This window comes from Streptomyces sp. NPDC002817, assembly GCF_053592055.1.
The window spans coordinates 41,933-68,438 of sequence record NZ_JBSFUY010000033.1; the positions used below are offsets into that span (position 1 = coordinate 41,933).

General features: G+C 71.4%; 22 protein-coding genes. 14 read left to right on the forward strand and 8 right to left on the reverse strand.

Annotation, left to right across the window (positions count from 1 at the left end; translation table 11 throughout):
- Positions 1 to 138: 138 nt before the first annotated feature.
- Positions 139 to 1,410: an NAD(P)/FAD-dependent oxidoreductase gene (locus tag ACWD3I_RS39695; RefSeq protein WP_365395336.1), complete on the reverse strand. Its 1,272-nt coding sequence runs from the start codon at positions 1,408 to 1,410 to the stop codon at positions 139 to 141.
- Positions 1,411 to 1,642: 232 nt separating this feature from the next.
- Between ACWD3I_RS39695 and ACWD3I_RS39700 the strand changes: the two genes are divergently transcribed.
- The 4 genes from ACWD3I_RS39700 (at position 1,643) to ACWD3I_RS39715 (ending at position 7,634) form a co-directional block, all read left to right on the forward strand.
- Positions 1,643 to 3,541, forward strand: a complete 1,899-nt coding sequence (locus tag ACWD3I_RS39700) for a 2-oxoacid:acceptor oxidoreductase subunit alpha (protein WP_365395333.1) — start codon at positions 1,643 to 1,645, stop codon at positions 3,539 to 3,541.
- The gene (locus ACWD3I_RS39705) at positions 3,531 to 4,556 is read left to right on the forward strand and encodes a 2-oxoacid:ferredoxin oxidoreductase subunit beta (protein ID WP_365395330.1); all 1,026 of its coding nucleotides are present in this window, start codon (positions 3,531 to 3,533) and stop codon (positions 4,554 to 4,556) included. The genes ACWD3I_RS39700 and ACWD3I_RS39705 overlap by 11 nt, the downstream gene beginning before the upstream one ends.
- Before the next feature lie 299 nt (positions 4,557 to 4,855).
- On the forward strand, positions 4,856 to 6,130 hold the full coding sequence (locus ACWD3I_RS39710; protein ID WP_365395327.1) for a cation:proton antiporter: 1,275 nt from the start codon (positions 4,856 to 4,858) through the stop codon (positions 6,128 to 6,130).
- A gap of 112 nt (positions 6,131 to 6,242) precedes the next feature.
- Positions 6,243 to 7,634: an MFS transporter gene (locus tag ACWD3I_RS39715; protein ID WP_365395324.1), complete on the forward strand. Its 1,392-nt coding sequence runs from the start codon at positions 6,243 to 6,245 to the stop codon at positions 7,632 to 7,634.
- A gap of 48 nt (positions 7,635 to 7,682) precedes the next feature.
- On the opposite strand, the gene ACWD3I_RS39720 is transcribed toward ACWD3I_RS39715, so the two are convergent.
- The 7 genes from ACWD3I_RS39720 to ACWD3I_RS39750 form a co-directional block, all read right to left on the reverse strand.
- Positions 7,683 to 8,174, reverse strand: a complete 492-nt coding sequence (locus ACWD3I_RS39720) for an NUDIX hydrolase (protein WP_365395321.1) — start codon at positions 8,172 to 8,174, stop codon at positions 7,683 to 7,685.
- Positions 8,175 to 8,255: 81 nt separating this feature from the next.
- Complete coding sequence (locus tag ACWD3I_RS39725; protein WP_365395318.1) at positions 8,256 to 9,767, reverse strand: AMP-binding protein; 1,512 nt, start codon at positions 9,765 to 9,767, stop codon at positions 8,256 to 8,258.
- Positions 9,767 to 12,052 (reverse strand): ATP-binding protein, encoded by a 2,286-nt coding sequence (locus ACWD3I_RS39730; RefSeq protein WP_365395315.1) that lies wholly within the window; start codon positions 12,050 to 12,052, stop codon positions 9,767 to 9,769. The genes ACWD3I_RS39725 and ACWD3I_RS39730 overlap by 1 nt, the downstream gene beginning before the upstream one ends.
- A gap of 129 nt (positions 12,053 to 12,181) precedes the next feature.
- Positions 12,182 to 12,853, reverse strand: a complete 672-nt coding sequence (locus ACWD3I_RS39735) for a response regulator transcription factor (protein ID WP_365395312.1) — start codon at positions 12,851 to 12,853, stop codon at positions 12,182 to 12,184.
- Between the two features lie 22 nt (positions 12,854 to 12,875).
- Positions 12,876 to 13,541, reverse strand: coding sequence for a sensor histidine kinase (locus ACWD3I_RS39740; protein ID WP_365395309.1), 666 nt, complete (start codon positions 13,539 to 13,541; stop codon positions 12,876 to 12,878).
- Positions 13,542 to 13,564: 23 nt separating this feature from the next.
- Positions 13,565 to 14,335 (reverse strand): response regulator transcription factor, encoded by a 771-nt coding sequence (locus tag ACWD3I_RS39745; protein ID WP_365395306.1) that lies wholly within the window; start codon positions 14,333 to 14,335, stop codon positions 13,565 to 13,567.
- Positions 14,336 to 14,744: 409 nt separating this feature from the next.
- Positions 14,745 to 15,992 carry a KR domain-containing protein gene (locus tag ACWD3I_RS39750; protein WP_365395303.1) on the reverse strand — a complete coding sequence of 416 codons (1,248 nt, stop codon included), beginning with the start codon at positions 15,990 to 15,992 and terminating at the stop codon, positions 14,745 to 14,747.
- A 279-nt stretch (positions 15,993 to 16,271) separates the two neighbouring features.
- Here ACWD3I_RS39750 and ACWD3I_RS39755 point away from each other — a divergent pair, with 279 nt between their 5' ends.
- From ACWD3I_RS39755 to ACWD3I_RS39800, 10 genes are all read left to right on the forward strand, one after another.
- Positions 16,272 to 17,027 carry a response regulator transcription factor gene (locus ACWD3I_RS39755; RefSeq protein WP_365395300.1) on the forward strand — a complete coding sequence of 252 codons (756 nt, stop codon included), beginning with the start codon at positions 16,272 to 16,274 and terminating at the stop codon, positions 17,025 to 17,027.
- A 127-nt stretch (positions 17,028 to 17,154) separates the two neighbouring features.
- Complete coding sequence (locus tag ACWD3I_RS39760; RefSeq protein ID WP_365395297.1) at positions 17,155 to 17,979, forward strand: hypothetical protein; 825 nt, start codon at positions 17,155 to 17,157, stop codon at positions 17,977 to 17,979.
- Between the two features lie 234 nt (positions 17,980 to 18,213).
- Complete coding sequence (locus ACWD3I_RS39765; RefSeq protein ID WP_365395294.1) at positions 18,214 to 18,537, forward strand: TcmI family type II polyketide cyclase; 324 nt, start codon at positions 18,214 to 18,216, stop codon at positions 18,535 to 18,537.
- Complete coding sequence (locus ACWD3I_RS39770) at positions 18,537 to 19,793, forward strand: beta-ketoacyl-[acyl-carrier-protein] synthase family protein (protein WP_365395291.1); 1,257 nt, start codon at positions 18,537 to 18,539, stop codon at positions 19,791 to 19,793. The genes ACWD3I_RS39765 and ACWD3I_RS39770 overlap by 1 nt, the downstream gene beginning before the upstream one ends.
- Positions 19,790 to 21,052 carry a ketosynthase chain-length factor gene (locus ACWD3I_RS39775; protein ID WP_365395288.1) on the forward strand — a complete coding sequence of 421 codons (1,263 nt, stop codon included), beginning with the start codon at positions 19,790 to 19,792 and terminating at the stop codon, positions 21,050 to 21,052. The genes ACWD3I_RS39770 and ACWD3I_RS39775 overlap by 4 nt, the downstream gene beginning before the upstream one ends.
- Before the next feature lie 59 nt (positions 21,053 to 21,111).
- The gene (locus tag ACWD3I_RS39780) at positions 21,112 to 22,806 is read left to right on the forward strand and encodes an NAD(P)/FAD-dependent oxidoreductase (protein ID WP_365395285.1); all 1,695 of its coding nucleotides are present in this window, start codon (positions 21,112 to 21,114) and stop codon (positions 22,804 to 22,806) included.
- Between the two features lie 12 nt (positions 22,807 to 22,818).
- Positions 22,819 to 23,424: a nitroreductase/quinone reductase family protein gene (locus tag ACWD3I_RS39785; RefSeq protein ID WP_365395282.1), complete on the forward strand. Its 606-nt coding sequence runs from the start codon at positions 22,819 to 22,821 to the stop codon at positions 23,422 to 23,424.
- Positions 23,425 to 23,452: 28 nt separating this feature from the next.
- Positions 23,453 to 23,818: an antibiotic biosynthesis monooxygenase family protein gene (locus ACWD3I_RS39790; protein ID WP_327722846.1), complete on the forward strand. Its 366-nt coding sequence runs from the start codon at positions 23,453 to 23,455 to the stop codon at positions 23,816 to 23,818.
- A gap of 92 nt (positions 23,819 to 23,910) precedes the next feature.
- The gene (locus ACWD3I_RS39795) at positions 23,911 to 24,726 is read left to right on the forward strand and encodes a dienelactone hydrolase family protein (RefSeq protein WP_365395279.1); all 816 of its coding nucleotides are present in this window, start codon (positions 23,911 to 23,913) and stop codon (positions 24,724 to 24,726) included.
- Between the two features lie 114 nt (positions 24,727 to 24,840).
- Positions 24,841 to 26,475 carry an MFS transporter gene (locus ACWD3I_RS39800; RefSeq protein ID WP_365395276.1) on the forward strand — a complete coding sequence of 545 codons (1,635 nt, stop codon included), beginning with the start codon at positions 24,841 to 24,843 and terminating at the stop codon, positions 26,473 to 26,475.
- Positions 26,476 to 26,506: the final 31 nt, after the last annotated feature.

Genomic DNA, 26,506 nt, shown 5'->3' on the forward strand with positions numbered 1-26,506 from the left:
GGTGTCATCGCCTAAATTGCTCAGCCGGTTCTCGAGCGTTTTCCTGGAATCCGGCACAGGTACCCCTCTATTCCGACCGACGCCGGCACCGTGAGCAACGGCCGTACGCCGGTCGGGACGAACGCGGGCGCCTGGACCTCAGTCGGCGGCGGGAGTCGAGACGTCGGCGATCAGGTCGTCGAGGTCGGGGTTGAACAGGGCGTCGTTGCGGGCGAGTCCGGAGATCAGCTGGACGAAGTCCACGTGGGCGTCGTTCTTCTTCTCCGGGTCGGTGATCTCCTGAGCCAGGTCGAAGTAGAAGCCCTTGGTCTTCGAGCGGTCGTAGAACTTCTCCACGAAGATGCGGATCCCGTTGAAGAACTCCTGGTACGCGGTGGCGTACCGGTCGAGCGCCTTCTCCTCGATCTGCGGGTGCTCGATGATCTGGTCGACGACCTTCGCCAGGGAGCTGGCCGCCATGGTCGCGAGCGCGACACCGGGCGAGAACAGCGGGTCCACGAAGGCGGCGGCGTCGCCGACCAGCACCCAGCCGTTCCCGTAGAAGCGCTCGTTGGTGTAGGACCAGTCGCGTGCGCTGCGGAAGCCCGAGGTCTGGTGGGCGTCCTTGAGGAGGTCCTTCAGCTTGGAGGTGTTCGCCAGCTGGGAGGCGAAGAGGTCCTCCAGGGACTTGTCGCTCGCCTTCGCGGTGGCCGAAGGCGTCACATAACCGACGCTGAAGACGCCCTTGTCGAGCGGGATTCCCCAGAACCAGCCGTCCTTGATGCCCTCGATGAGGATGTTGCTCCACTCGTCGCCGGGCAGCCGGTGGCAGCCGTCGAAGTAGGTCCACACCGCGACGTTCTGCAACTGCTCGTGCCAGTTGACCTCGGAGTACTTGCGGCCGATCACCCGGGCCTGCCCGGAGGCGTCGATGATCAGGGAGCCGCGGGTCTCGACGATGCCCTCGACGCCGCGCACGGCGTAGCGGACGCCGACGACGCGGCCGTCCTCCTCGATGGTGTCCTTCACCGTCGCCTCTTCCACGACGGTGGCACCCAGCTCGCGGGCCCGGTCCATAATCATCGTGTCCAGGTCGGCGCGGCGCGTGTGGTAGGCGTACGGGATCTTTCCACCGGTGGCGAACGCGAAGTTCCACGGGATCTCGTTGTTGCCCCAGACCACCGTGCCGCCGTACTTGCGCTCGAAGCCCTTCTCCTCCATGCGCTCGGTCAGGCCGAGTTCCTCCATGGGAAGCATGAATCCGGGAATGAGCGATTCCCCGATGTGATAGCGGGGGAACCGCTCCCGGTCGAGGACGAGAACACGACGGCCGCGCTCGGCGAGAAGCCCCGCGGCGGTCGAACCGGCGGGCCCGCCGCCGATGATGATGACGTCGAAATCGTCGGTTATCCCTTGCAGAGTGGACGACATGCGAGACCTTCCCCAGATCCGAAATTCGCGCGTCGCGTGCGCACAGGAATCCATCGCTGTCGCAAAGCGCGCTCACGGATCAGCGTGCAGGTGTCGATCAGGCGGTGTCATCGCCGAAATTGCTCAGCCGTTTCTCGAGCGATTTCCCGTACTCCGGCACAAGTACCCCTCTATTGCGCCTCGTTAGCCTCCGGCCTATAGCCATGATCCACCCAGGCAGGAGCTGACACGTATGTCTGTGGAAACCACTGCGCCGCCGGAACCCAGGGCCACCACCGAGGACGTCCGTCGACTGCACCGAGTGGTCATCCGTTTCGCCGGGGACTCGGGGGACGGTATGCAGCTCACGGGCGACCGTTTCACCTCGGAGACAGCCGCGTTCGGCAACGATCTGTCGACGCTGCCGAACTTCCCCGCCGAGATCCGGGCGCCCGCCGGGACGCTGCCGGGTGTCTCGTCCTTCCAGCTGCACTTCGCCGACCACGACATCCTGACCCCGGGCGACGCGCCGGACGTCCTGGTCGCGATGAACCCGGCCGCCCTCAAGGCGAACATCGCCGACGCACCGCGCGGCGCCGAAGTCATCGTCAATACGGACGAGTTCAGCAAACGGGCGATGCAGAAGGTCGGCTACGCCACCTCCCCGCTGGAGGACGGTTCACTCGACGGCTACCGGGTGCACCCCGTGCCGCTGACCACCCTGACGGTGGAGGCGCTGAAGGAGTTCGGGCTGTCCCGCAAGGAGGCCGAGCGCAGCAAGAACATGTTCGCGCTGGGCCTGCTGTCGTGGATGTACCACCGGCCCACCGAGGGCACGGAGAAGTTCCTCAGGGCGAAGTTCGCGAAGAAGCCCGAGATCGCGGCGGCCAATATCGCGGCCTTCCGCGCGGGCTGGAACTTCGGGGAGACGACGGAGGACTTCGCGGTCTCCTACGAGGTGGCGCCGGCGGCGAAGACGTTCCCGACCGGGACCTACCGCAACATCTCCGGGAACCTGGCCCTGTCCTACGGACTGATCGCGGCGTCCCGTCAGGCGGACCTGCCGCTGTATCTGGGTTCGTATCCGATCACCCCGGCGTCCGACATCCTGCACGAGCTGAGCAAGCACAAGAACTTCGGCGTCCGCACCTTCCAGGCGGAGGACGAGATCGCGGGCATCGGCGCGGCACTGGGCGCGGCCTTCGGCGGCAGCCTCGCGGTGACGACGACCAGCGGTCCGGGTGTCGCCCTGAAGTCGGAGACCATCGGCCTGGCGGTGTCGCTGGAGCTGCCGCTGCTGATCGTGGACATCCAGCGGGGCGGGCCGTCCACGGGCCTGCCGACCAAGACGGAGCAGGCGGACCTGCTCCAGGCGATGTTCGGCCGCAACGGCGAGGCCCCGGTGCCGGTCGTGGCGCCGGCCACCCCGACGGACTGCTTCGACGCGGCGGTGGAGGCTGCCCGTATCGCGCTGGCCTACCGCACACCCGTCTTCCTCCTGTCCGACGGCTACCTGGCCAACGGCAGCGAGCCGTGGCGCATCCCGGAGCCGGCCGAACTCCCGGACCTGAGGGTGCCGTTCGCGCAGGGCCCGAACCACACGCTGGAGGACGGCAGCGAGGTCTTCTGGCCGTACAAGCGTGACCCGCAGACGCTGGCCCGCCCGTGGGCGATCCCCGGCACGCCCGGCCTGGAACACCGCATCGGCGGCATCGAGAAGCAGGACGGCACCGGCAACATCTCCTACGACCCCGCCAACCACGACTTCATGGTCCGCACCCGGCAGGCCAAGATCGACGGCATCGACGTACCGGATGTCGAGGTCGACGACCCGCACCGGGCGCGCACCCTCGTCCTGGGCTGGGGCTCGACCTACGGACCGATCACCGCCGCCGTACGCCGGCTGCGCGCCGCGGGGAAGACCGTCGCCCAAGCCCATCTGCGCCACCTCAACCCCTTCCCGAAGAACCTCGCCGCGGTCCTCGAGCGCTACGACAAGGTCGTGGTGCCGGAGATGAACCTCGGCCAGCTCTCGACGCTGCTGCGCGCCCGCTACCTGGCCGACATCCGGCCCTTCACCCAGGTGAACGGCATGCCGTTCAAGGAAGAGCAGCTCGCCCACGTGCTGGAGGCGATCATCGATGACCACTGAACTCCGCCTCACCGCCAAGGACTTCAAGTCGGATCAGGAAGTGCGCTGGTGCCCCGGCTGCGGTGACTACGCGATCCTCGCCGCGGTCCAGGGCTTCATGCCGGAACTGGGCCTGGCCAAGGAGAACATCGTCTTCGTCTCCGGCATCGGCTGCTCCTCCCGCTTCCCGTACTACATGGACACGTACGGCATGCACTCGATCCACGGCCGCGCGCCCGCGATCGCGACCGGACTGGCCACCTCCAGGCGGGACTTGAGCGTGTGGGTGGTGACCGGCGACGGCGACGCGCTGTCGATCGGCGGCAACCACCTCATCCACGCCCTGCGCCGCAACGTGAACCTCAAGATCCTGCTGTTCAACAACCGGATCTACGGTCTGACGAAGGGGCAGTACTCGCCGACGTCGGAGGTCGGGAAGATCACGAAGTCGACGCCGGCGGGGTCGCTGGACGCGCCGTTCAACCCGGTGTCCCTGGCCATCGGTGCGGAGGCCTCGTTCGTGGCGCGCACGGTCGACTCCGACCGCAAGCACCTGACGGAGGTGCTGCGGCAGGCCGCGGCGCATCCGGGGACGGCGCTCGTCGAGATCTACCAGAACTGCAACATCTTCAACGACGGCGCCTTCGAGGTCCTGAAGGACAAGCAGCAGGCCGAGGAGGCCGTGATCCGGCTGGAGCACGGGCAGCCGATCCGTTTCGGCACCGACGGCGCCAAGGGCGTCGTACGGGACCATGTGACCGGTGATCTGAACGTGGTGACAGTGACCGCCGAGAACGAGGCCGACATCCTGGTCCACGACGCCCACTCCGCGTCCCCGACCACCGCCTTCGCCCTCTCCCGCCTCGCCGACCCGGACACCCTCCACCACACCCCGATCGGCGTCTTCCGGTCGGTGGACCGGCCGGTCTACGACACGCTCATGGCCGACCAGCTCGACGCGGCCGTCGAACAGTACGGCAAGGGCGACGTCGCGGCCCTGCTCGCCGGGGCCGACACCTGGACGGTCGCCGGCTGAGACGGTCGCACGGCTCCACGTACACGACCTGACATCCCCACAGAAGCGCTCGGGCCAGGATCAGGGCATCCGTCAGAACCGGTCAGGACCCGATAGGGAAGCGCTCGAAGGAGACGCTGCCCTCCCTCGAGCGCGCGGCTGAAAGATGCTGTTGGCCCCTACCGGGGCCTCGGCACCGCAGCGCCGCTGACACTCCGCTGCGGGTCCGTTCCTCATGCCGCCTGCCGACGGCCCGCCCCGCGCCCCGTGTCCCGCACCGGGGGGCGCGGGGCGGGCCGTCGCCCACGGAGACGGATGTCATGGATACGCATCAGACCACATCACTTCTCGTAGGCCTCGCAGCCATGGTGGTTCTGGCACGCCTGCTCGGCGTGCTGGCCCGGCGGCTCGGCCAGCCCGCGGTGATTGGCGAGGTCCTCGCCGGCATCGCGCTGGGGCCCACCCTCTTCCACGGGGCGATATCCGACGCCCTCTTCCCCACCGACATCAGGCCACTGCTCGCCGCGCTGGCCGCGGTCGGAGTCGCCGTCTTCATGTTCATCGTCGGCCTGGAATGGGACGCGACGCTGATCCGGGGCAGCGGCAGCCTGGCCGCCACCGTCTCGTTCAGCTCCATCCTCCTGCCCTTCGGCCTCGGCTCGCTCCTCGCGCTGTACCTGGTGGACGACTACGGCACCGGCGACCAGACGGCGTTCACGCTCTTCATGGGCATCGCCATGTCGATCACCGCGTTCCCGGTGCTGGCCCGCATCCTCACCGACCGCAAGATGAACCGCACCCCGCTCGGCGTGGTGGCCCTCGCCTGCGCCTCCATCGACGACGTCCTCGCCTGGACCCTGCTGGCCACCGTGGTGGCCATCAGCGGCTCGGCCGGTCCGGACCAGTGGCGCATCCTGCTCGCCATCCCCTACCTGGTGGGCATGTTGTACGGGGTACGGCCGCTGCTGCGCCGTTACGCGGACCGCCGGCCCGAACTGCGGCTCACCCCGACCGTGCTCGCGTTCGTCCTGGCCGGCCTGCTGCTGTCCGCCGCCGCCACCGAGTGGGTCGGCCTGCACTACATCTTCGGCGCGTTCCTCTTCGGCCTGGTCCTGCCGCGCGAGGGCAGCGAGCGGCTGCGCGCCGAGGTGCACGACCGCCTCGGGCAGCTGAACGGCCAGCTGCTGCTGCCGGTGTTCTTCCTGGTCGCCGGCTTGAAGGTCGACCTGTCGGGGGTCGATGCGGCCGGGCTGGGCGCCCTGACGCTGATCCTCCTGGTCGCCATCGGCGGCAAGTTCACCGGCGCGTTCGTCGCCGCCCGCCTCAACAAGATGTCGCCCCGGCAGTCCGTCGCGCTCGCCACCCTGATGAACACCCGCGGTCTGACCGAGCTCATCGTCCTGAACGTGGGCCTCCAACTGGGCTTCCTCAACCAGGAGTTGTACTCGCTCATGGTGGTCATGGCCGTGGTCACGACCGCGATGGCGGGCCCGCTGCTGACCTGGGTGCTCGGCCGCCCGACCGAAGTCGCCCGGCACGGGGACCACGAGGCCCTCGACACCCTGGCGAGCACGGCGGGCAAGAAGGCCGCCTAGCTCCCCTCCTGCCCCGCCCCCACGCCACCCGCTCCGTCCGCCGCCCCCCTGCGCCCCGTGGCGGCCCTCCCCCCGCGCCCTCCCCGTGTCTTACCGATGAAAGGGGCCGTTCATGGCCACGGATGTTCCACCACGCCTGAGCCCACAGGAGTTCGTCGACGGCAGCCGGATGAGCCGCAGGCAGTGGCTCATCGTCGTACTGGGACTGTTGACGATGATCGCCGACGGGCTCGACTCCACGGTCGTCTCCTTCGTCTACCCCCGGATCCGCGAGGACTGGGACGTCGACATGAGCACCGTCACCGCCATCGTCACGGCGAGCGTGCTGTCGATGATCATCGGTGGCGCGGCCGCGGGCCCGCTCGCCGACCGCTACGGGCGCAAGAGCGTCGCCGTCACCGGCATCGCCGTGTTCGGCCTCGGCACGGCCTGCCTGGGACTCACGCAGAACGTTGCCTCCTTCGCCGCGCTGCGGCTCGTGGCCTGCCTGGGACTCGGCGCCATCCTGCCGACGGTGATGGCGCTGGTCGCGGACTGGACGCCGGCCGCACGCCGGGTCCAGTCGGTCGCGCTGGCCTTCTCCGGAGTGACGGGCGGCATCGTCCTGGGCGGCGTGCTCGCCTCGGTCCTGGTCCCCGCCGTCGGCTGGCACACGCTGCTGCTGGTCAGCGGACTCGCCCCGCTGCTGCTGATCCCCGCGGTCCTGCGCTACGTCCCCGAGTCCGTCGGCGTCCTCGCCGCCCGCGGCGCCGCCCCGGACCGCATCCGCGCCGCCCTGACCGCCGTCGCCCCGGACCAGGACCTGTCCCACGTCGACTGCGAACCGAGCGCCGCCCGCCGCCAGACGCGCCGCCCGGCGAAGGTCGTCCTCTCCCGGAGCCTCGCCCGCACCACCGTCCTGCTCTGGCTGAGCTTCTTCCTCGGACAGGCCATAGGCGCCGGACTCATCACCTACCTGCCGCTGCTGGCCGAGCGGACCGGCCTGACGGCGGCACAGGCGGCCGTGGCCGTCGCCGCGTTCGGCTGGGGCGGCCTGACCGGGCAGCTCTCGGTGTCCTTCGTCCTCAAGCACTACGACCGCTTCCGCGTCCTGTGGACCCTGTGGGCGGCGACCGCGGCCGGTTTCGCGGTGGCCTCCCTGGTGGCCACCCACTTCGCCGCGCTCATCGCCCTGATGTTCCTCCTCGGGCTGTGCCTTCCGGCGGCCAACTCCGTGCTCCAGGCGATCGCCGCGGTGGCCTACCCGGCGCCCGCCCGCGCCACGGGTGTCAGCTGGGCCAACACCGCGGGCAAGCTGGGCCCCGTGGCCAGCGGTCTGCTCGGCGGCCTGATGGTCGACGCGGGCTGGTCCCTGGGCAGGGTCCTGCTCACCCTCGTCCTGCCGGTCGGCGTGTGCGTGGCGGCCGCACTCGGGCTGAGCGCCCGCGACAGGCGCCCGCAGCAGAGCGCCGCGTACACCGCACCGGCCCGCCCCGCTCCGGCCCTGGCCTCCGAACAGTCGTGACCGTGATCCTCCATGGCCCCCGGACACCGGGGGCCATGGAGCGTCAGCTCACCGGGACGGCCCCTGCCGTTCCTGATACCGCCGGAACACCGCACGGGCGTCCGGTATGAACGCCTCGTGGTTGACGAACTCGGCCAGTTCCCCCTCCGTCAGCCAGGCGTGCCAGGCGATCTCGCCGGGATCGGGCCGCGTCGGAGGTGTCACCACGACCTCGTGCACCCCGAGGAGATACGGCCCCGCACACCGGAACTTGAAGACCAGCCGCGGATCAGCCCGCACCCCCAGCTCCTCCGACAACTCCCGCGCCGCGGCAGCCTCGTACGACTCACCCACCCCCGCGGCGCCCCCCAGCATCCAGTTGAACTGCCCGGGATAACGCGGCACCCCGTCCGGCCTGCGATGCACCAGCAGCCGCCCCTCAGGATCCCGGCACACGATGCTCGCCACCCGGTGCAGCCAGCCGTGCCGCACCGCGGCGGACCGGCCCACGACGTCCAGCACCTTGTCCTGCTCGTCGACGCGCTCGACCAACTCATCCATGGCGCTCACCATCGCAGCGCCCACTAGAGCAGTGATCAAGAGCCGCAGCTCAGCAGCCGGTCGCCCCGTTCCGGACCCCCGCTAGGCCGCCCGCGTCGCCTCGCGGGCCAGGAGGTCCCGCAGGCGCCCGCGGTCCGGTTCGCCGCTCGCGGTGCGCGGCAGGCCTCCCAGGAGGGTGAGTTCGGCCGGCAGATGCGCGGGCCGCACCCCCCGGGCGCGGAGATGCTCACGCAGGTCGAGAAGGCCGGGTGGATCGCCGTCCGGGACGACGACGGCGCAGGCCAGTTCGCCGTGCAGCGGGTCGGAGCGGGCGACGACGGCTGCCTCGGCGACCCGGGGATGGACCCGAAGCAGCGCCTCGATCTCGGTGACCGGCACGAGGAACACCCCGCCGATCTCCTCGACGTGCGCGGCGTCCGCGTCCGCGGGCTCCCAGGCCGGCGTCAGGCCCGCGCTCTCGCGGCGCCATACCGCGAGCGGCGAGGCGGCGCGCCCGCCCGCCCGCCCGGCGGGCAGTGCGCCCGGCCACGCCCCGAACGCCGAGCTGACCTGCCGGGCGAGCGCCGCCGGCGTACCCGCGGGGTCGGAGGTGAAGGCGCCGTCGAGAGCGACCGCTTCACCCCGCCCGCGCTCGCGCGCCGCGACGAGCTCCGCCCATTGCGCGGGCGTCGCGTACGTCTGGGACACCTGCGCCGCGTCCATCACCCCGAGAGCGGCCTCGGGATCCCACACGTCCTGGAGCACGACCGTCCCGCCCAGGCTGAGCGGCCTGATCACCGTGTGCAGCAGCGAGGGCAGCGAGGCCAGCGGCACCGCCGAGAAGGCCACCGGCGCCGCATCCCGTTCATCTGACGGCGCCAGGTTCGCGTACAGCGTGTTCGCCGAGTGCAGCGCCATACTGTGCGCCGCGCGCAGCCCCAGCGACGTGACCGCCAGCCCCACCCGGTCGGCCGCCGCCGGCGGCATCCGCAGCCGCCCCGGAGGGCCGTACCGCTCGTGCGGAGTGTCCACGAAGTGCCGTACGAGATCCACCGCGCCGTCGTACACCGCGTTGCCCAGCACCACCCGGTGGCGCAGCCACGGCAGCCGCGGCGCGAGCGAGGCGAGCGCGCGGGCGGGCTCGGTGCCCTCCCACACGTCCGGCACGACGACGAACCGGGCCTCGGCCGCGCTCAGCACGGCGTGCAGATCACGCGCTCCGTAGCCGGGCATCACCGGTACGGCCACCGCGCCCACGCGCCAGCAAGCGAGCAGCAGCGCGCAGGTCTCCCACCGGTTGGGCAGCTGGAAGGCGACCGGGTCGGCCGGACGGGTCCCGAGCGCGTCCAGCGCGTACGCGAACCGGTCGGTGACGGCGGCGAGTTGGGCGTACGACAGCCGTGTCACCCGGCGCCCGGCCGACAGCCGGGTGCGGTGGGAGACGATCGCGGTGCGGTGCGGATGCGAGGCCGCTCCCCGGTACAGGTCGTGCAGCAGGGTCTCCTCCCGCCACCAGCCCCGGTCCGTGAACGTACGGACGACATCGGCGGGCGGGCGCAACGGCCCCAGCAGGCCCGTCAGCGGCGGCGCGGGCGCCGAGCCGGAGGAGCCCATCACTGTCTCCGGCCGACGGCCCAGGCGACCTGTACCCGCGAGCCGCAGCCGAGCTTGCGCATCACATGCCGGACGTGATTGACCACCGTCCACTCGGCGATGTCGAGCTGCTGGGCGATCTGCCGGTTGGTCAGGCCGTCGGCGACCAGCAGCGCCACCTGGAGCTGGCGCGGGGTCAGCGCGGCGGCGTCGCCGGGTTCGGCGCGTTCCTCGCCGCGGCCGGTCTCGGCCGCGGCGAGTGCCTCGGCGGCCATCGCCTCCGGGCGCAGCCGCCGGCCCTCGGCCCAGGCGGTCGCGAACGCCGCCTCGCCCAGCCGGCCGCGCAGTGCGTCGACGGCGTCGCGCAGCCGGTCCGCGCACTCGGTGTCGACGTTCACGCCGGTGTGTGAGCGCAGCGCGCCGGCCGCGGCCAGCAGCCGCACGGCCCGGTGGGGCCGGCCCGCCCGTTCGAGGACGAGCAGCGCGAACGTGTCGAGGACGGCGGGCAGTTCGGTGCGTTCGTCGATCGACTCGTAGAGCTTGATGCTCTCCCTGATGGCCGCCCGCGCCCCGGCGTCGTCGCCCTGGAGCAGTCTGAGCCGCGCGTCCGCGTGGACGGTGCGGGCGAGGTCGCGCAGGGCGCCCTGTTGCCGCTGGATCCGGCCGGCCCGCTCCAGCAGGGGCCGTGCCTGTTTGGTCTCGCCGCCCGCGAGCAGTACCTCGGCGAGGGAGGTCGCCGTCTCGGCGGAACCGGCTGTGTCGCCCTGCGCGTCGAGCACGGTGAGGGACGCCGTCAGCAGGGACCGGCCCCCGGAGCGGTCGCCGCAGCGGAACAGCGCGTGGCCCATCCGGGCCGAGGCGAGAGCGCTCGCCCGGGCGTCGCGCAGCCGCTTGTGCAGGGCGAGGGCCCGCCGCTGCCGGTGCACCGCCCCGTCGTGGTCGCCGAGCGCCGCGGCGAGCACGCCCGCCCCGGAGTACAGGCGGGCCCGCAGATACAGCCACTGGTCGTCCTGGGCCTGCGCACCGCCGTTCTGCATGGCCTGGCCGGTGGTGTCGAACCAGCGCAGCCCTTCTTTGAGTTCACCGTGCACGAGCCAGGGCTGCAGACAGGCGCCGACCAGGGCGGCCCGGTCCGCAAGCGCCGAGGGGTCGGCTTCCAGATGGTGCAGGGCGGCCAGCACGTTGTCGTGCTCGGCGATCGCGACGTGGAGCCAGCGGCGCTGTTCCGATCCCTGGAAGCGGCCCTCCAGGGCGGGCAGCAGTTTGCGGTGGTGGTGTGCGTGGGTGCGCCGGGCTGCCGCCGCGTGCTCGGCGCCCCCCTCCTCCAGCAGGGCGAGCCCGTAGGCGCGGATGGTGCGCGGCATCGTCAGCCGGGTGTCGGCCTGCGGGTGTTCGCGCAGCTGGAGCAGACCGCGGTCGAGCATCGTCTCCAGGGCGACCGCCGTTTCGGCGGCGCCCAGCGGGGAGACCTTCTCGGCCGTCGCGAGCGTGGTTCCGCCCTGGAACAGGGCGAGTTGGGCCAGCAGCCGGCGCTGCCCGGCACTCAGGCCGCGGCAGCTCCAGTCGGCGATCGCGAGGGCGGAGCGCTGGCGTGGCGGCACGTCCACCGGTCCTGGCAGATGGCTGTCGCCGCCTCGCCGCAGCCATGCGGCGAGTTCGTGCGGCGGATACAGGCGCACCCTGCGCGCGGCCAGTTCCAGCAGCAGCGGCACCCCCTCCAGCAGATCGCATATCTCCACGACCGGGTCCACGTTCTCGCCGGTCAGCGCGAACGCCGGGTTCGCGGCGCGGGCGCAGCGCGTGAACAGCCGTACGGCCGGGTTGTCCTGCACCTCGGCGACATCGGGTTCCAGCAGCGGGCCGGGCGGTGCCAGCGGGGTGACGGGGATGACGCACTCGCCGTAGATCCCGAGGATCTCCTGGCCGGTGGCGAGGACGGTGAGCAGGGGAGTGGCGGCCAGCTGCGCGGCGAGCGCCGGCGCCAGCTCGGCCGCGACATGCTCGACGCCGTCCAGGAGAAGCAGCGTGGGTTCGGTGATGTCGCGCACCGTCTTGTCGATGCCCTTGAGGGTGGACTCCAGGTCGACGCAGGCGGGCAGGTCGACGGGGTGGATCCCGCCGGGGAACCGTTCCGCGAGCCCGGCGGCCGCCTCGGCCGCCAGCCGGCTCTTGCCGACCCCTCCCGCACCGACCAGGGTGACCAGTGGCACGGACGGATCCTGGAGCCTGCCCCGCACGGCGATCAGGTCGAGCTCCCGGCCCATGAGTTCGGTCGCGGGGCGGTATGTCCACGGGTCCGTCGACATCCCTCCCCCTTCACGGCCGCCCAGCTTTCGCCGGGCCATGGTCTGAGGGTCGCCCGGCACCCTCGAACCCGGCTTGAAGGCGTGCTGAGGACGGGCAGCGAACGGGCAGCGAACGGACAGCGAACGGGTCTATCGCCGGGCGCGGGGGCGGATCATCCCGCTCTCGTAGGCGATGGCGACCAGCCGGGTGCGGCTGCGGGCGCCCAGTTTGACCATGGTGCGTCGCACGAGGGTCTTGGCGGTGGTCTCGGCCACGACGAGCCGGTCGGCGATCTCCTGGGTGGACAGACCGGTGCCGACCAGGGACAGCACTTCGCGTTCACGCCGCGTCAGCCCGTCCAGCGTGGGCACGGCCGACGCGGCGGGTACGGCGGCGCCGCGCACGCACGCCTCGATCAGCGGTCCGGTCAGCCGCGGCGACACCAGTGCCCCGCCACCGGCGACGAGCCGTACCGCGCGCGGCAGTTCGGCGCGGTCGGTGTCGTGGAGCAGCCCCCGCGCGCCGGCCGCGAGCGCCGCGAACGCGCGGGGCACGGGTCCGCTCCCGGCGAGGACGACGACCCGCACACCGTGCGGTGCGTTCCGCCCGGCGAGCCGGCGGGTCAGCTCGACCCCGTCCAGCCCGGACAGACGCAGGCCCGTCAGTACGACACCGGGCAGCAGCCGCCCGGCCTCGGCAAGGGCCCGCACGCCGTCGCCATGGGCGCCCACGACCTCGATGTCCGGTTCCGCTGCGAGCAGCGCGCTGATCCGGGCCCGCGTGGACGGGTCGGAGTGGGCCAGGAGGACCTCGATGGGCATGCGGTGGCTCCAAGACATCGGATCAGTCCGTCAGGAGAGGCAGTACGGCCGTGGCGACCAGGCCGCCCGAGGCCGCACGGGCCAGGTCGAGCCGGCCGCCCGAGGCGTCCAGCAGGGCGGAGGCGATCGACAGGCCCAGGCCGCTGCCCTCCCGTCCGGCGCCTGCCGCACCGCGCCACGACGGGCGTCCCGCACAGGCGAGTTCCGCATCGCTCATGCCGGGCCCCTCGTCCGTGACCGAGACCCGCACGTCCGGCCCCGCCACCCGCACGGCACAGGTGACCGTGCTGCCGGGCGGACCCGCCTGGACCGCGTTGTCGAGCAGCACGTCCAGGGCGTGATCCAGCGCTCCGTGCACCTGCCGGGCCGTCACGGCCGTCCCTGCCAGGTCCATGCGCACGCCGCGCCGGTCGGCGAGCACGCTCCACGCGTCCACGCGCGCCGCGGCGACGTCGAGGACCTCGACGGCCTCGGGCGGCCGGTGCCGGCCCGCGCCCCAGTCCAGGACGTGGTTCAGCAGCGCCGACAGCCGGTCCACCTCCTTGAGCAGGGAGGGGAGTTGGGGCACATCGGGCCGGTCCTCGCCGAGCAGCTGAAGCCGCAGCCGGATCGAGGACAGCGGGCCGCGCAGTTGATGGGCGGCGCTCGCGGCGAGATCGTAGGGGCTGCCGGCGGGGTGGGCGGTCACCGCGTGAGGGGACGGGCGGGTGCTCATCGCTCGGCCCCGACGCCGAGGACCTCGGGCACCGTCAGCCGGTAGCCCACGCCGCGGACCGTCTCGATCCACAGGGTGCTGCCGAGCTTGCCGCGCAGCGAACCGACGTGGACGTCGAGGGTGCGGGTGGAGCCGAACCAGTTCTCGTCCCACACCCGGGCCATGATCTCCTCACGCTGCATGACCGTGCCCGGCTCCTCGAGAAGCATCGCGAGCAGGTCGAACTCCTTGCGGGTGACGCGGATCTCCTCGTCGTCGAGGAAGACCTTGCGGGTGCGCGTGTCCAGCCGCAGTGGTCCCGCGCGCAGCTTGCGGTCCCGGCCGGCGGCCGGTTCCTCGGCGGGCGCCGCACGGCGCGGGCGCGGCGCGGCGGCGGGCGCGGTGTCGGCGGGCGGGCCCGGGTGGGGGCGGCAGCAGGCGCTGCGCCGCAGGATCGCCTCGATCCGGGCGAGCAGTTCGTGCCGGCTGAAGGGCTTGGGCACGAAATCGTCGGCGCCCGCGTACAGGGCCGTCACCCGGTCCAGTTCGTGGTCGCTGCCGCTGAGCACCACGATCGGCACACAGGAGCTCTCCCGGATCCGCCGGCACACCTCGTGCCCGGCCAGGTCGGGCAGGCTCAGGTCGAGCAGCACGAGCGTCGTACCGGTCAGGTTCGCCAGGGCCTCGGTGCCGGTGCCGGTGCGAAGGGTGTCGTAGCCGTGCTGGCCGAGCATCTGTTGGAGGGCCTCGGCCATGGCGTCATCGTCCTCGACGACCAGTACGTTCATTGCGCTCACGCTCCTCTCGGGGAATCCGGGGGAATCCGTACGCATGACCGGAATGCCTGCGAGGTTGGTGAGCGGGCGTGACGGACGTCAACGTTCCGCAGTGCCGCGGCGGAAAACCGTGCGCCCGGCCGGAACTTTCATGGCTGACCCCTGCCATGCGGGGCGGTGTGCGACGCCTGTCTGTCATGGCGGGTGCGGTCCGCGGCGCAGCCTTGTCATACCCCTGGGAAGATCACCGCGAAGGTGCACGCCAAAGGGGGTGGCGGCCGGGCCGTGCCAGGTGTCCGGGACTGTTCGAGGAGGGCTCAGGTGGCCCGCGAGGGGGTCATGCGGCGCGTGGTGGTGGCTACGGGAGGGGTCCTGGGGCGCGGCGTGACGTCCACCGGCAGAACAGCTGCCCCGCCTTCCCTCACGCCGCCCGTGAAGCTCCTGAGTGCCCTGCCGGTCCGTGGCCGCCGCCCAGGGTGTCGAGACAGGCGTGCAGGTCCGGCCGGCACACCGAGAGGGAGACACCGGCACGCGCACCGGCGGCCGCGAGGCGGGTGCGGGTGGCCGTCAGGGAGGTGAGGGCGCGGGCGATCGCGGCGGGTACGGCGGCGCCCACCACGGCCCGGTAGGGGTCGGCGGCGGTGGCCAGCGCGAAGAAGTCCAGCGGGAGCCCGGCGGTCGCCCGGTCCAGGTGGACGGCCCCGCCGACCGCGTCGGCCACCGCCTCCCGCGCCACCGCCGCGGACAGCCGGGCCAGCGGGCGCACCTCCCCGCCGCTCGCCCAGTGCAGTACGCCGTCCAGGCCGCCGTGGGCCCGCAGCGCGGCCTGCACCGCGGTGCGGACGTCGTCGTAGCGGCTCGGGCGGCCGGACACCCGCAGTACGCCGCGTGTCTCGCCCTCGCCCGCCTTCAACAGGGTGACGCGGGCGCCGAGTTCGCGCACCAGGCGCTGCGCGAGCTGCTCGCCCGGTCCGTCGGCGTCCGTCGTGACCAGATAGCGGCCGCCCCGGCGCAGCAGGGTCCGGGCGTCCCCGGGCCGATGGTCGGCGCGCAGCACCCGCACCTCCCGGCCCGCCGGGGTGTAGCGGACCTCCGCCAGCCCCGGCCGGGGCAGGGCGAGTTCGGCGCGCGCCACCTGGAACGGATCCTGCGCCCACGCGGGCGGCGCCGTCACCCGTACCGACACCGCGCGCAGCCGGCCGTCCTCCACGGCGGCGATCTGCGCCAGCGCGCCCAGCGCCGCGGCCAGTTCGGGCCGGGCATGCCCGGTCGCCAGGAACGCCACATGCAGCGGACCGCAACCGGTCGAGCCGCAGGCCGCGCGCAGTATCGGCAGCACCAGGTCCATGGCCCGCTCGACGCCGGTGGTGCCGGCCGGCAGGTCGACGACGATCCCGGCCGGACGCACCTCGTCCAGATACGTGGACCAGGACATCGCACTGCCTGTGACGTCCCGGCCCGCCCGCACCGTGCGCACCGAACCCGGCACCCAGGCACGGGCGTTGTCGCGGCCGTCGACCACGAGCAGCAGCCGCTCGGCCGGGAAGAGCGGCGGAGCCAGCGGATGGGTCGCGGCGGGCGCCCACACCGGACGGTGCCGGACCGCCGTGTCGTCCGGACCGCCCGGCCACCGCGGCCGGTTCACCGCCGATGCGCTGCTCGTGTCCATGGCTCCACTCCGTCGTCGTAGCCGGTGACCGGGGTCAGGTGCTGCTGTCAGCATCGGGCGGGTCACGACAGCTCCACCGCACGGCCGTGCCAACCGAACCGCATCGGCATGTCAACATTCCGCAAGCCGGGCGGGCCGCCCCCGCCGGATCGCTGGCCAAGCCCGTGCCACCCGTTGCGCATCCTCTGCACTTGCCCTGACCGGGAGTTGGCACGGTGTTTCCTAAAGTGGCCGAAATGCTGCACGCGCCGTGGAAACAGACCACCCCGGAGGTGAGTCATGCGTCAGGCGTCAGCCGACCTGCTCAGTCCACGACCGACACCGCGTCATGAGATGCTCGACACCGCCGCACGCACCGCTTCCGCCGGACACACCGCCTGGCGGGTTCTGATCGTCGACGCCCGCGCCGAGGACGCCCAGCCGCTGGCCGAGGCCCTGCGCCGGCACGGCCACCACGTCGACCGCGCCCGCAACGGCTACGCGGCGCTGGAGACCTACGGCGAGACGGATGTCGACGTCGTCCTGCTCGACCTCGACCTGCCCGACGTCGACGGACTCCAGGTGTGCCGTCAGCTCTCCGCGTCCGGGCACACCGCCGTCATCGCGCTGACCGCCCGCGGCGCCGAACTCGACGTCGTCCTCGGCCTCCAGGCCGGTGCCGACGACTACCTCGTCAAACCCTGCGGCCTCAGAGAACTCCTGGCCCGCATCGAGGCCGTCATGCGCCGTGTCCAGCCCCGCACCACCCGTCGTGTCCTGTCCATCGGGGCGCTGCGTATCGACGCGCAGCTGCGCGAGGTCCGCCTCGGCGGACGCACCGTGGCGGTCACCCGCAAGGAGTTCGACCTGCTCCACCTGCTGGCCTCACGCCCCGAGACCGTCGTCACCCGCGAGCAGCTGCTGCGCGAGGTGTGGGCGGACTCCTGGTCCCGTCGCACCGTCGACACCCATGTCAGCAGTCTGCGCGGCAAGCTCGGCTCCCGCGACTGGATCGTCACCGTGCACGGGGTGGGATTCCGCATCGGACGGGCCTGAAATCCTCTCCCTTTCCGTAGGGCGTACGTCGCCGACGTACGCCCTTTTCCGGACGCAATCAGCAAAGTCGCCTGTCTGTCCAACAGCTCACGGGGGATTCGAAATGAACCAAGTGAACCTGCCAGGAATGACGTCCACTCAGACCCGTATCCGCTGCGAGGGCGAGGACTGCCGGAAGTCGGCGTCGGCGGAATACGCGGCGCACCGCACACGTCTGTGCCCCGGGTGCCTGCGACTGTTCGTCGAGCGGCTCCGCAGCATTCCCGGCCTCCACGAAGAGCTGGAGCAGGCCCTCGGCGGCGCCCGCGGTGACGAACTGCGCGAGCGGACCAGCGGCGGGCCGGTGCCGTCCGGGCTGCCCTTCAACGCCGCCGCGGCCGACGTGCGCGCCGACATCGTCACCACCCTGAGCTCCTGGTGCGGGGTCGTCGTCGAGCAGCGCCGTGTCCCCACCCCGCTGCGCACCGTCGGCTCACTGGCCGCCCTGCTGGTGCGGCACGCCGCCTGGCTCGCCGCGCACCCCGCCGCCTCGGACGCCACCCGCGAGGTCGCCCGCCTGGTCCGCGCCGCCCACCGGGTCGCCCGCCAGGAGCCGTCGCGCCGGCTCACCGTCGGGGAGTGCGTGGCACCCGGCTGCCCCGGGGCCCTGGTCACCGAGCCGGGCCAGGGCGCCCGCATCCAGTGCGACACCGACCCCGCGCACTCCTGGCCGGGCGGTCGGTGGACCGAACTGCGCCGTGCCATGCGCAGTGGACAGGCCGTACCGGAACGCTGGTTGACCGCGGGTGACGTGGCCCGGCTGTGGTCCACCACGACCGGCACCGTCTATCGCCTCGCCAGCGAGCAGCGCTGGCGCCGGCAGAGCCGCGCGGGCCGGACGTACTACGCCGAATCCGATGTCCACGCGTGCTTCACCCGCCGTCAGGGATCCGGTCCCGCATCCGGCATCTGACAGTCCACGGCAGTCGCTTGAGAAAACTCTGACATGGATCTGCACGGATGGGCGTTGTTATCCGGACAGGGACCGAAGAAGCTGTAAGTGAGGATCCGGTGAACTGTCCGCACGGCGATGCGAATTCAAGAAATTCCCGCCCAGTGCGCTCCCGATTCCCTTTCCGCGCAGTCCACGAGATCGCGGAGTTCTTGTTCGGAAACGCATCCGGAATTTCCCCCAGGGAGAGAGCCCATGCACAGCACATTGATCGTGGCGCGGATGGACCCGGCGTCCATCGGTGATGTCGCCCGGATCTTCCAGGAGTTCGACGGCACCGAGATGCCGCACCTGATGGGCACGCGGCGCCGTGAGCTGTTCGCCTACCGCGGCCTGTACTTCCACCTCCAGGACTTCGACGACGACCAGGGCGGCAAGAACATCGAACAGGCCAAGACCCACCCGCGGTTCGTGCAGGTCAGCGACGACCTGAAGCCGTTCATCGAGGCCTACGACCCGGCGACCTGGCGCTCGCCGGCCGACGCGATGGCCACCCGCTTCTACCACTGGGCGTCCTGATGGCGCGCCAGGTAGTGATCACCGGCATCGGTGTGGTGGCCCCCGGCGGGGTCGGGACCAAGGACTTCTGGAACCTGCTCAGCACGGGTCGCACCGCCACCCGCACCATCACCTCCTTCGACGCGACACCGTTTCGCTCACGGGTGGCCGCCGAGGTCGACTTCGACCCCGAACTGCACGGTCTGACCCCGCAGGAGATCCGGCGCATGGACCGCGCCGCCCAGTTCGCGGTCGTCACCACCGCCGAGGCCCTGACCGACAGCGGACTCGCCCTGACCGACCTCGACCCGCACCGCACGGGCGTCACCGTGGGCAGCGGCGTCGGCGCGACCATGGCCCTGGACCGCGAGTACCGCATCGTCTCCGACGGCGGCCGCCTCGACCTGGTCGACCACCGCTACGCGGTGCCGCACCTGTACGACTACTTCGTACCGAGCTCCTTCGCCAGCGAAGTGGCCTGGAAGGTCGGCGCCGAGGGCCCCGCCGCCGTCGTCTCCACCGGCTGCACCTCGGGCCTGGACTCGGTGGGATACGCCACCGAGCTGATCCGCGAGGGCAGCGCCGACGTCATGTTCGCCGGCGCCGCGGCCGCCCCCATCTCGCCCATCACGGTGGCCTGCTTCGACGCCATCAAGGCGACCACCCCCCGCAACGACGACCCCGAGCACGCCTCCCGCCCCTTCGACCGGACCCGCAACGGCTTCGTCCTCGGTGAGGGCGCCGCCATGTTCGTCCTGGAGGAGCGCGAGCGGGCCGAGCGGCGCGGGGCGTACATCTACGCCGAGATCGCCGGCTTCGCGACCCGCTGCAACGCCTTCCACATGACCGGGCTGCGGCCCGACGGACTGGAGATGGCCGAGGCGATCCGGCTCGCGATGGACGAGGCGCGCATCAACCCCGAGCAGGTCGACTACATCAACGCCCACGGCTCGGGCACCAAGCAGAACGACCGGCACGAGACCGCGGCGTTCAAGCACAGCCTGGGCGCGCACGCCTACGAAACCCCGGTCAGCTCCATCAAGTCCATGGTCGGGCACTCGCTCGGCGCGATCGGCTCCCTGGAGATCGCCGCCTCGGTCCTGGCGATCGAGAACAACGTGGTGCCGCCGACGGCCAACCTCCACGAACCCGACCCCGAGTGCGACCTGGACTACGTGCCGGTGCACGCCCGTGAACAGCGCACCGACACGGTCCTGAGCGTGGGCAGCGGATTCGGCGGGTTCCAGAGCGCCATGGTGTTGCGGAGGGCGGCATGAAGACGACCGAGGCCATGAGCACGGCCACCGCCACCCCGGCCACGACCACCCGTGTCGTCGTCACCGGACTCGGCGTCACCGCCCCCAACGGCCTGGGCACCGACGACTTCTGGCGTGCCACCGTCGAGGGCCGCAGCGGCATCGGCGAGATCGGACGCTTCGACGCCTCCGGCTACCCGGCCCGCCTGGCCGGCGAGGTCCCCGGCTTCGTCGCCGAGGACCACCTTCCGGGCCGGCTGCTGCCGCAGACCGACCACATGACCCGCCTCGCGCTGGTCGCCGCCGACTGGGCGCTCGCCGACGCGGGCGTCACGCCCGGCGAGTGGGCGCCCTTCGACATGGGTGTGGTCACCGCCAGCTCCTCGGGCGGCTTCGAGTTCGGCCAGCGCGAACTGCAGGCGCTGTGGAGCAAGGGCGGCCAGTACGTCAGCGCGTACCAGTCCTTCGCCTGGTTCTACGCCGTCAACACCGGCCAGATCTCCATCCGGCACGGCATGCGCGGCCCCAGCGGCGTCGTCGTCTCCGACCAGGCCGGGGGCCTCGATGCCCTCGCGCAGGGCCGGCGTCAGATCCGCAAGGGCAGCAAGCTGATCGTCTCCGGCGGCGTCGACGGCTCGATCTGCCCCTGGGGGCATGTCGCCCAGCTCGCCGGCGGCCGCCTGTCCACCAGCGACGACCCCGGCCGCGCCTATCTGCCCTTCGACATCGAGGCGGCCGGCCATGTGCCGGGCGAGGGCGGCGCCCTGCTCATCCTCGAGGACGCCGAGGCGGCCAGGGAGCGCGGAGCCCGGGTGTACGGCGAGATCGCCGGATACGCGGCCACCTTCGACCCGCCGCCCGGCACCGGCCGCGAGCCGGGCCTGGAGCGGGCCATCCGCCAGGCACTCGCGGACGCCGGCACCGATGCCGGTGACGTCGACGTGGTGTTCGCGGACGCCGCGGCGATCCCCGAGCTCGACCGGGCCGAGGCGGACGCGGTGACCAAGGTCTTCGGCCCCGAAGCGGTCGCCGTGACCGCGCCGAAGACGATGACCGGACGTCTGCTGTCCGGCGCCGCCTCCCTGGACGTGGCCGCGGCCCTGCTGTCCATCCGGGACGGCGTGATCCCGCCCACCGCCCACGTCATCCCCGACCCGGCCTACCGCTTGGACCTGGTCACCGGCGAGGCGCGCAGTGCCCGGGTGGACACCGCGCTGGTCCTCGCCCGCGGCCACGGCGGCTTCAACTCCGCGATGGTCGTGCGCCGGAGCACCTCGTGAACGCCGGCCGGGCCCCGACACAAACGGCTCAGACAACGTCAGAAGAGAGGGTGGCGCGTATGGCCAGCAAGGTGATGGCCAAGGGCCAGGCCAAGAGGTCCGACAACGTCCAGCACTGCGATGTCTTCATCCTGGGATCGGGCCTGGCCGGCTCGGTCGCCGGGGCGATCCTGGCCCGACAGGGCACCAAGGTGGTCCTCGTGGACGCCGGGCAGCATCCGCGGTTCGCGGTCGGCGAGTCGATGACGCCGCAGCTCATCGAGTGGCTGCACATTCTCAAGTCGCGCTTCGACGTCCCCGAGCTCGGTCATCTGCTCAGCGCCAAGGCGGTCGCCGACAACATCGGCCCGCACCACGGCAAGAAGCAGAGCTTCGGGTTCATCAAGCACGAGGCGGGCCAGGAGCCGGACCCGGAGCAGGCGACGATGTTCGTCATCCCCAAGGTCCTCACCGACGCCAGCCATCTGTTCCGCCAGGACAGCGACCAGTACTACTTCAACGTCGCCGCCAAGTACGGCTGCGTCACCCGGCAGAACTGGTTCGCCACCGACCTCGACTTCGACGACGACGGCGTCACCATCACGGGCCGCAACGGCGAGGTGTTCCGGGCCAAGTACCTGATCGACGCGAGCGGCTTCCGCTCCCCGCTGGCGGAGAAGTTCTCCCTGCGCGAGCAGCCCGCCCGCTTCAAGCACCACGCCCGCTCGATGTTCACGCACTACATCGGCGTCAAGCCCTTCGACGACGTCTCGCACCACCCGGTCAGCAAGCGGCCGCCCGCCCAGTGGCACGGCGGCACCCTGCACCACCTCATCGAGCGCGGCTGGTTCTGGATCATCCCGTTCGACAACGTCAAGGGCTCCAAGAACCCGATGTGCTCGGTCGGCATCACCATGGACGAGCGCACCTACCCCAAGCCCACCGACCTCACGCCGGAGGAGGAGTGGCGCGGCTTCCTCGACAAGTACCCGGCGGTCAAGCGGCAGTTCGTGGGCGCCAAGCGGGTCCGTGAGTGGATCTCCACGGACCGCCTCCAGTACTCCTCCAGCCGTTCGATCGGCCCGCGCTGGTGCCTGATGTCGCACGCGGCCGGCTTCCTGGACCCGCTGTACTCGCGCGGCCTGTCCAACACCTTCGAGGTGGTGTACTCGCTGTGCACCCGCATCCTGGAGTCGGTCAAGGACGACGACTGGTCGGTGGAGCGGTTCGAGTACGTCGAGCAGCTGGAGCGCGGTCTGCTCCAGTACAACGACGACCTCGTCAACGCCTCCTACATCTCCTTCTCCCACTTCCGGCTGTGGAACGCGGTGTTCCGGGTGTGGGGCGGGTTCCTCACGCCGGGCGTGATGCGGCTGCACCGGGCCCGCGCGCAGTACGAGCTCGACGGCAACGAGCAGCACCTGAAGGAGCTGGAGAACACCCCGTACCCGGGCTTGTGGTGGCCGCACGACGAGTTCAAGAAGATCCTCGAACTGACCGCCGAGGTCTGCGAGAAGTACGAGATCGGCGAGCTGGACGGGGACACCGCGGCGGACACGATCTTCGCTGCGCTGCGTGAGTGCGAGGGCCTGAACCCGGTGTTCGGCTGGAAGGACGACGACTCCACGCGGTTCGTGTACCCGACCACCGCGATGGTCGCCAAGTTCATGAACTGGTCGCTGCGCAAGGCCCCCGAGGGCGAGATGCGCGACATCGCCCGCTCCCTGGTGAGGAGCGGCCTGCGCTCGGCTCTCCAGGGCAAGAAGGCTCTCTGAGGAAGGACGGCCATGTCCCAGACCACCGCACGACCCGAGGACGAGGCGGCGCTGTCCTCCTGGTCCTCCACCCGCCCCCAGATGGAGGACACCAACCCGCTGGTGCAGGCGTTCACCCGCTTCAACGTCTACCTGTACTCCAAGCCGCCGAACAAGTACGTCAAGAAGGTCAACAAGTCCTTCCTGCACCTGCATCTGTTCCTGTACCGCAAGTCCCGCGGAAAGATCATGGGGCACTTCGGGCGCCTCGACGCGATGCTGCTGACCACCACCGGCCGCAGGACGGGCCTCAAGCGCACCCTGCCGGTCGGCTACGTCTACGACAACGGCCGCTACATCGTGTGCGCCGCCCCCGGCCACTTCGACGTGCCCGGCGGCCCGCAGGCCAGCCACCCCGCCTGGTTCCACAACGTGCGCGCCACCCCGCAGGTGAGCGTGGACATCGGCCCCGAGCAGTTCCCGGCCACCGTACGGATCCTCGCCGGTGACGAACGCGACCGCAGGTGGCGCGAGTTCTGCGAGGTCTTCCCGTTCATCGCCGAGTTCCAGAAGCGCGCCAGCCGCCCCATCCCGGTCCTGGAGATCACCCCCGACGACCTCGACCCGCAAGAGCTCTGAGCACCCCCCGCCACCAGGAAGGAAACAGATGAAGATCGAGGCGCTGGACCCGGCCACCCCCCTCATCAAGCAGTTCCAGGAGAAGAGCGGGCCGATCACACTCGTCAACGTCTTCGACGTGCCGACCGAGCTGTACGACGAGTTCCTCAAGATCTGGCAGGAGGACGCCGCGTACATGAAGGGCAGCCCAGGCTGCATCCAGACCCAGCTGCACAAGGGCATCGCCGGCAGCCGCCTGCTGGTGAACGTGGCCGTGTGGGAGTCCACCGAGGCCCTGTTCGCCGCCTTCAGCAAGCCGGAGTTCCAGCAGTCGGCGGCCAAGTACCCCGACGGGATCACGGCCTACCCGCACGTCTACGAGAAGATCGCCGTCGAGGGCATCTGCGTCGCCTGACCGGCCGGCAACGCCCTGGTCGTCGTACGGCCGAAGTCGTACGACGACCAGGGCGCGGCCACCAACTGCGCCTGCCTCACTAGGAGTTCGCCGTGACGACCGGCACCGCACCGACCTCTGACCTCACCGGATGGAGCCGGCGCTCCTTCGCCGCCGGCTCCGTCACCCACGATGTGTACGAGAAGGGGGCCGGGCCCGGGGTGATCCTCGTCCCGGAGATTCCCGGCATCACCCCGGAGGTGCTGGGCCTGGCCGAGCACCTGGTCAAGGAGGGGTTCACGGTCACGGTCCCCTCCCTGTTCGGAACGCCCGGCCGCGCGGACTCCCCGCCCTACACCCTCGGTGTGGTGGCCCGGCTGTGCGTGTCGGCCGAGTTCCGGGCCTTCGCCACGAACGCCCGCCGCCCCGTCGCGGACTATCTGCGGGCGCTCGCCCGTGACCTGGCCGCGCGCACCCCGGGCCCCGGCGTCGGCGTCATCGGCATGTGCTTCACCGGCGGGTTCGCGCTGGCCGCCGCCGTCGATCCCGCCGTACTCGCCCCCGTCGTCAGCCAGCCCTCGGTGCCGTTCCCGACGAGCCGCACCCGCAAGGCCGATGCCGGGCTCGCCGCCGACGAGCTCGACACCGTCGTCGCCCGCACGCGCGGCGAGGGGCTGTGCGTGCTCGGCCTGCGTTTCAGCAAGGACGGCATCTCCCCGGCCGAGCGGTTCGGCACGCTCCGTGCCCGGCTCGGGGACGCCTTCGAGGTCATCGAACTCGACTCCGCTCCCGGCAACGCGGGCGGTTTCGCCAAGAGCGCCCACTCCGTGCTGACCGCCGAGGTGCGCGAGGCACCGGGCCACCAGGCCCTCGCCGCCCGCACCCGGGTCGTCGCCTTCCTGCGGGAACGCCTGACCCCCACGGCCTGAATGTGACGTGCGTCTCACCGCCGCTGGTGCATGTCACACCCGGACCGGCACCGCCCTCTTGGGTGCACCGCCACACAACGTGAGCGCCTTAGACGCCGCGACAAGGAGAGGAACATGACTCAAGAACGGCAGACCAACCCGTGGGCGGTTCTGAGCGTCCTGTGCCTGGGGTTCGTGATGACCCTGGTCGACCTGACGATCGTGAACATCGCCATCCCGGACATGACCGACGACCTCGGTGCATCGCTCGACAAGATCCTGTGGGTCGTCAACGCCTACACCCTGGTCCTCGCCACGCTGATCATCACCGCGGGGCGGCTGGGTGACATCCGGGGCAAGGGCAACCTCTTCCTGTCCGGCGTGGCCCTGTTCACCCTCGCCTCCCTGGCCTGCGGTCTGGCCCAGGACCCCTCCCAGCTGATCGCGTTCCGCGCGCTGCAGGGTGTGGGCGCGGCGATGCTGATGCCGCAGACCCTGTCGATCATCACCGACGTGTTCCCGCCGGAGAAGCGCGGCGCCGCCTACGGCGTGTGGGGAGCGGTCGCGGGCGTCTCCGGAGCGATCGGCCCGACGCTCGGCGGTCTGCTGGTCACCCACCTGGACTGGCGGTGGGTGTTCTTCATCAACATCCCGGTCGGCCTGCTGGTGCTGGTGCTCGGCTTCAAGCTCATCCCCAAGAACGTGCGGGTGGTCAAGCACCGCTTCGACCTGATGGGCGTCATCATCGCCTCGGGTGCGCTGTTCTGCCTGGCCTTCGGCCTCATCGAGGGTGAGCGCTACGAGTGGAACGGCTGGATCTGGGCGCTGCTCGTCTCCGCGGCCGTCCTGATCGGCGCGTTCCTGATGTACGAGCGCGGCCAGCAGGACAACGAGCCGCTGCTGCCGTTCTCCCTGTTCAAGGACCGCAACTTCTCCGTCGTCAACCTCGTCGGCATCGCGGTGTCCTTCGGTGTCCTCGGCATCCTCCTGCCGACCACCATCTACCTGCAGTCCGTGCTGGGCTTCAGCCCGATCAAGACCGGCCTGGTGCTGGTGCCCCTCGCGCTCGGCTCGATGTTCACGGCCGGCCCGGCCGGCATCCTGTCGGAGAAGTTCGGCGGCAAGTACATCCTGACGGCGGGCCTGTCGATGTTCGGCATCGGCATCACCTGGATCTTCATGGTCGCCGACACCGACAGCTCCTGGACCGCGTTCGTCGGCCCGCTCTTCGTCGCCGGTCTCGGCGCCGGCTGCACCTTCGCCCCGATGGGCGCCGAGGTGATGCGCAACGTGCCGCCGCACCTGACCGGCGCCGCCTCCGGCGTCAACAACGCGCTGCGCCAGGTCGGCTCCGTGCTCGCCGGCGCCATCATCGGCGCGGTGCTCCAGGCCAAACTGGTCTCCGCGCTGCGCGAGGAGGCCGCCACCGCCGCCCAGTCGCTGCCCCAGGACTACCGCGCCGACTTCGTCTCCGGGTTCGCCGACGGCGCCCAGAACGTCGAGGTCGGCACCCAGCAGGGTGCCTCACTGCCGGCGAACGTACCGCAGGACGTCGCCAACACCATCCAGGAACTGGCCGGCAAGGTCTTCCACCAGGGCTTCGTCGACGCGCTCCAGCCCACCATGCTGGTGCCCGCCCTGACGATGTTCGCCGGCGCGGCCCTGTGCCTCGCCCTCAAGGGCGGGCCGACCCCCTCGGGCATGGGACACGGCGCGCCGCCCGCGCAGCCGGAGACCGCGCCCGCCAAGGACGCCACCGCCGCGCACTGACCGCACCACCGTCTGCGCCCCCGGCCCTTCA

Bases quoted from the DNA above. Each gene is read 5' to 3' on its own strand.
- ACWD3I_RS39695 (WP_365395336.1), bottom strand. From the start codon at position 1,410: ATGTCGTCCACTCTGCAAGGGATAACCGACGATTTCGACGTCATCATC.
- ACWD3I_RS39700 (WP_365395333.1), top strand. From the start codon at position 1,643: ATGTCTGTGGAAACCACTGCGCCGCCGGAACCCAGGGCCACCACCGAG.
- ACWD3I_RS39705 (WP_365395330.1), top strand. From the start codon at position 3,531: ATGACCACTGAACTCCGCCTCACCGCCAAGGACTTCAAGTCGGATCAG.
- ACWD3I_RS39710 (WP_365395327.1), top strand. From the start codon at position 4,856: ATGGATACGCATCAGACCACATCACTTCTCGTAGGCCTCGCAGCCATG.
- ACWD3I_RS39715 (WP_365395324.1), top strand. From the start codon at position 6,243: ATGGCCACGGATGTTCCACCACGCCTGAGCCCACAGGAGTTCGTCGAC.
- ACWD3I_RS39720 (WP_365395321.1), bottom strand. From the start codon at position 8,174: ATGGATGAGTTGGTCGAGCGCGTCGACGAGCAGGACAAGGTGCTGGAC.
- ACWD3I_RS39725 (WP_365395318.1), bottom strand. From the start codon at position 9,767: ATGGGCTCCTCCGGCTCGGCGCCCGCGCCGCCGCTGACGGGCCTGCTG.
- ACWD3I_RS39730 (WP_365395315.1), bottom strand. From the start codon at position 12,052: ATGTCGACGGACCCGTGGACATACCGCCCCGCGACCGAACTCATGGGC.
- ACWD3I_RS39735 (WP_365395312.1), bottom strand. From the start codon at position 12,853: ATGCCCATCGAGGTCCTCCTGGCCCACTCCGACCCGTCCACGCGGGCC.
- ACWD3I_RS39745 (WP_365395306.1), bottom strand. From the start codon at position 14,335: ATGAACGTACTGGTCGTCGAGGACGATGACGCCATGGCCGAGGCCCTC.
- ACWD3I_RS39750 (WP_365395303.1), bottom strand. From the start codon at position 15,992: ATGGACACGAGCAGCGCATCGGCGGTGAACCGGCCGCGGTGGCCGGGC.
- ACWD3I_RS39755 (WP_365395300.1), top strand. From the start codon at position 16,272: ATGCGTCAGGCGTCAGCCGACCTGCTCAGTCCACGACCGACACCGCGT.
- ACWD3I_RS39760 (WP_365395297.1), top strand. From the start codon at position 17,155: ATGACGTCCACTCAGACCCGTATCCGCTGCGAGGGCGAGGACTGCCGG.
- ACWD3I_RS39765 (WP_365395294.1), top strand. From the start codon at position 18,214: ATGCACAGCACATTGATCGTGGCGCGGATGGACCCGGCGTCCATCGGT.
- ACWD3I_RS39770 (WP_365395291.1), top strand. From the start codon at position 18,537: ATGGCGCGCCAGGTAGTGATCACCGGCATCGGTGTGGTGGCCCCCGGC.
- ACWD3I_RS39775 (WP_365395288.1), top strand. From the start codon at position 19,790: ATGAAGACGACCGAGGCCATGAGCACGGCCACCGCCACCCCGGCCACG.
- ACWD3I_RS39780 (WP_365395285.1), top strand. From the start codon at position 21,112: ATGGCCAGCAAGGTGATGGCCAAGGGCCAGGCCAAGAGGTCCGACAAC.
- ACWD3I_RS39785 (WP_365395282.1), top strand. From the start codon at position 22,819: ATGTCCCAGACCACCGCACGACCCGAGGACGAGGCGGCGCTGTCCTCC.
- ACWD3I_RS39790 (WP_327722846.1), top strand. From the start codon at position 23,453: ATGAAGATCGAGGCGCTGGACCCGGCCACCCCCCTCATCAAGCAGTTC.
- ACWD3I_RS39800 (WP_365395276.1), top strand. From the start codon at position 24,841: ATGACTCAAGAACGGCAGACCAACCCGTGGGCGGTTCTGAGCGTCCTG.